The following is a 4254-nucleotide window of genomic DNA, read 5'->3' as shown; positions in this document are numbered from 1 at the left end:
CATCGTCTGCCGGGGTCCCCGGATCAGGCCCGGGCAAGAAAAAACGCCCCTAGCCGCCAGGCGGCCGGATGATCGAGAACAGGCCGGTCACCTCGGCATAGTCGGCATAGCCGCAGCGCGCGATCGGGTTGGCTCCAGCCGTGTCGAAGCGCCCGTCCTTGATGAAGGCGTCGTCGACGAAGGTGCCGACGACCTGGCCCAGCACCATCCAGCGCGGCACGTCATTGCCATCGAGATCCTTGAGTTGCTGGATCGACAGCAGCTTGCATTCGAGCGCGGCCGGCGTGCCGGCGACGCGCGGCGGCCTGACGAACCGCGACGATGCCATCTCCAGCCCTGCATGGACATACTCGCTCTCGCCGCGCGGTAGCGGCGCCGAGGTCAGGTTCATCGGCTGTGCCAGCGCCCTGGTCACCAGCGAGCAGGTGAACTCGCCGGTCTCTTCGATGAAGGCGACCGCGTCCTTCCTGTTCTCGGACGAGAACATCACGATGTTCGGCCGCGACGAGATCGCATTGAAAAAGCTGTAGGGCGAGAGATTGACCTCGCCCTTCGCGCTCAATGCGGTGATCCAGCCGATCGGGCGCGGCGCCACGATGGCCTTGAACGGATCGTGGGCAAGGCCGAGATCGTCCTTCGTCGCGGAGTAATAGGTCACTTCAGGTTCCGAAATAACTGACGATGTCGGACATCACCGGCCGGTCTCGGTCGGTGATCGGCGCCGTGGGGGTGCCGATATGGATGAAACCCGCCATCCGCTCGTCCTCCGCAAGCCCGAACGCGGCCAGCACCTCCCGGTCGAAGGAGAACCAGTTCGTCAGCCAGGAACCGGCATAGCCCATCGCGTAGGCCGCCACGAGCATGTTCATGCAGACGGCGCCAGCCGAAAGCTCCTGTTCCCAGAGCGGGATCTTCACGTGCTGGCGTGCCCGCGAGACCACCGCGACGATGACGGGGGCGTGTAGCAGGCGCTTGCGCTCGAACTCGACCTGGTCATCGGTGGCCTGCGGATTGCGCTCGCGGAAGACACGGGCGACCACTTCGGCCGCCTCCTCCCGCGCCGCTCCCGCGAAGACGATGAAGCGCCAGGGCGCGAGCTTGCCGTGATCGGGCACGCGCGCCGCGATCGTCAGCAACTCGTCGAGCTCGGAGCCGCGCGGCCCCGGAGCGGAGAGGAACTGCGGCGGCACGGAGCGACGCAGCTTGAGCAGAGAGAGCGTATCGGTCATGAAACATCCGGACGATGGCGACTGGAATGACCTATTCCTTCGCCATGATGAGGACAAGCGCGCCTGCTCATACATGGCCGCAGGGGCGCCGAGGACTGAAAGCATGCTTGAATTGGATGGTTTTGAAGCTGGCCGCCGCCTTGCCGGCGTCGTCTTCGCCGTGGCCGTCCTGCTCTCGCCGGCCTCGGCCCAGAGCACGATGCCCGATACCGGCCCCGGCGCGGACGCTCCGACCGCCCCCGCTGCAAGCGCTTCGACGGCGCAGGCGCGGCTCTCGGTCTCGGCCCAGTTCGCAAACGACCGCAAGCCGATCCGGTCCGGGCTCAACTGGCGCATCCTCAGCGAAGCCGCCGACGGCTCGGCGCCTCGGATCATCGCGCGGTCTTCCGATCCAGAGCCCAGCTTCCCCCTCCCGCCGGGGAACTACATTGTCCACGCGGCCTATGGGTTCGCCAGCGGCACGAAGCGCATCAGCCTCGGCGCGCAGGGGCTCCGTGACCAGGTGCAGATCAGCGCCGGCGCGCTCTCCCTGGCAGGATCGATCGGCGATGCGCCGATTCCGGCCGGGCAACTCAGCTTCTCGGTCTTCGTCCCGCTGCAGGGCAACTCCGAAGGGCGGTTGATCACCAGCGGCGCCAAGGCCGGCGAGATCGTCCGTCTGCCCGAGGGCACCTACCACGTGGTTTCCACCTACGGCGATTCCAACGCCATCCAGCGCGCCGATGTGAAGGTCGAGACGGGGAAGGTCACCGAGGCGACCCTGCATCATCGCGCTGCCAAGGTCACCCTGAAGCTCGTGGCCAGCGCAGGCGGCGAGGCCTTCGCCGGCACGGCCTTCAGCGTGCTGACGCCGGGCGGCGACGTCATCCGCGAGGCCATCGGCGCCTTCCCGCAGGTCATCCTGGCAGAAGGCGACTATGTGCTGATCGCCCGCCAGGAGGGACAGGTCTATTCGCGCGATTTCAAGGTCGAGTCGGGCGCCGACCGCGACATCGAGGTCCTGGCCAAATAGCCCACGCTGCGCGCCGGCCCGAGCGGTTCCGGACTGCGCCCTGACTGCCGGCGGCTCGGCTCGACGCGTCACCCGGACGCCAGGCCCCCGGCTCAATTGATCGGCTTGGCGCCTCCGGCGGCCTCGATCCGGACCGGGCCGATGCCGGCGACGATCCCATCCGCCAGCCTCAGCGCCAGGCAGCGATAGCCGGCATCGACCAGATGCAGCCCGTCCATGCCCACGAGTTCCTCGGATGTGAACTGGTGCGAATTGGACCAGCCCTTCATCATCGCATAGCGGGGGAAGAGCGATATTCCCTGCTCCTGTGCCGTCTTCCTCAGCACCGCCCGGTAATCGTCGTAATGGGGATAGCGCCCCTCGCGCGGCAGCCAGGGCAGATCCATCAGGATCATGTCGATCCCGGCCGCCCGCGCCTTGCCGATGCCCTTGTTGAGGATCTTGGCGAGCTTCTCCTCGCCGATATCGCGGATGGCGTCGTTGATCACGGTCTGCCAGATCACAATCGCCGGCTTCTCGTCGATCACGTCGGCCTGCATCCGCAGCAGCATGTCATAGGCCGACTGACCGCCTACGCCCTTGTTGAGCACCGTGACCTCGGCACCGGGAAGACGCCCACGCAATTCCGCCTGAAGGACCGCGGGATAGCTCTTGTCTTCGGCGCTGGCGCCGGAGCCGGCAGTCGCCGAGGACCCCAGCGCGACGATGGTCAGCCGGCCCGTTTCCTGCAATCTCTTGCGGGCAGCGAGCAGGCTCGGCTGGAAGCCGGGCTTCATCGCGTCCGCGCGGCAGCGAGCGTCGGCGGGAGCCGGCATCGGCGCCGCAATGGAAGCTGAATTCAGCGCGAGGAGAACGAGGGCCGCGGCGCCTGCGCGCCACGGGCCGGGAGAGGTTCGGCGCTTGCGCCGCGCTTCGTGATCGAACGATACCACGACAGGAAAATCCCTAGCCCTGTCAAAATAGTAATGCCTGCGGTGCAGATCAGCAACTGAACGCGCAGGTCGAAGGATGTTTCCGCCAGAACGATCTGTCCGATGATCGACAGGACGATTCCGACGCAGAACACATGGAGCGAGTTTTGCCCGGCAGCGGCCAGCGCCCGCCCGATGGCAGGCTTGCCCATCGCCGCGCCCGCCGGCAACCAGCGGATCGCGAGCCAGGCAAGCGCTCCGATATGCAACAGCCGCGTCCAGGCCAGATTGGTCTTGTCCGAGCCGAGCTGGACGGAATCGAACCAGTCATTCAGCGCGCCGATGCCGGTCGGGTTGCCGGCCGAGGTTTTTACGACCCAGGCGAAGGCGACGAATGCGATTGCCATCACATCGAGCCAGACCAGCCTCGGCGCACCGACGCCTAGCTGTGTCGCGCGGCCGATGATGATCCCGAGCGTGAAGACGACTTGCCAGGCGAACGGATTGAAGAACCAAACGCCGGCGTTGCCGTTAGGCAGATTGAGCTCGAAGGCGAGCGCCGCCTGCCAGATCGCCAGCGAGGCCGCGAGCGCGATCAACGGGCTGACCCGAACGGCGTAGTAGATCGCCGGGAACAGGGCGAGCAGCGCGATGTAGAGCGGCAGGATGTCGAGATAGGACGGCTGATAGGTCAGCGTCAGGGCCCCGATCAGCGCCTCGACCGTATCCCGGAAGAAGGGCTGGATGTTGATCGCCTCGATATAGAGTGGATTCTGCGTCTGGGTAACCGCGGTCGCGACGACTCCGCAGACGAGAATGAACACGGCGATATGGGCGATGTAGAGCGTCCAGAGCCGGCCGCCGAGCTTCAGCGCCGCAACCGGCAGGCCCCGCTGCTCGATCAACCCGCCATAGGCCAGGGTCGCCGAAACGCCGGCGAGAAGGACGAAGATGTCGGCTGCATCCGAGAAGCCGTAATTGTGCGGCATATAGGCCGACACCGCATTTCCCGGCATGTGGTTGATGAAGATGATAAGCAGCGCAAGCCCGCGCACGACATCGATCCGCGCGTCCCGTCCGCTACCCGAGCGCGCCGCGCCAT

5 protein-coding genes are annotated in these 4254 nt (G+C 66.3%); 1 reads left to right on the top strand and 4 read right to left on the bottom strand.

The genetic code is table 11. The features are described from left to right. Positions 1-49: 49 nt before the first annotated feature. Both ACIPIA_RS11140 and ACIPIA_RS11135 read right to left on the bottom strand, forming a co-directional pair. Positions 50-658, bottom strand: coding sequence for a flavin reductase family protein (locus tag ACIPIA_RS11140; RefSeq protein ID WP_400509461.1), 609 nt, complete (start codon positions 656-658; stop codon positions 50-52). A 1-nt stretch (position 659) separates the two neighbouring features. Beyond that, a complete protein-coding gene (locus tag ACIPIA_RS11135) occupies positions 660-1229 on the bottom strand; it encodes a nitroreductase family protein (protein WP_400509459.1) in 570 nt (189 codons plus the stop codon). Positions 1230-1332: 103 nt separating this feature from the next. On the opposite strand from ACIPIA_RS11135, the gene ACIPIA_RS11130 reads away from it, so the two are divergent. After that, positions 1333-2241, top strand: a complete 909-nt coding sequence (locus tag ACIPIA_RS11130; protein ID WP_400509457.1) for a hypothetical protein — start codon at positions 1333-1335, stop codon at positions 2239-2241. A 92-nt stretch (positions 2242-2333) separates the two neighbouring features. Here ACIPIA_RS11130 and ACIPIA_RS11125 read toward each other — a convergent pair whose 3' ends face one another. After that, positions 2334-3017 (bottom strand): SGNH/GDSL hydrolase family protein, encoded by a 684-nt coding sequence (locus ACIPIA_RS11125; RefSeq protein WP_400509456.1) that lies wholly within the window; start codon positions 3015-3017, stop codon positions 2334-2336. A gap of 62 nt (positions 3018-3079) precedes the next feature. After that, on the bottom strand, positions 3080-4254 hold a 1175-nt coding region (locus tag ACIPIA_RS11120; protein ID WP_400509454.1), incomplete at its 5' end, for an OpgC family protein.

The organism is Allobosea sp. CER48 (genome assembly GCF_044752385.1).
GTDB lineage: Bacteria > Pseudomonadota > Alphaproteobacteria > Rhizobiales > Beijerinckiaceae > Allobosea.
Note: the sequence above shows the minus strand (reverse complement) of the source record. Positions and strands in the feature narration are given on the sequence as shown.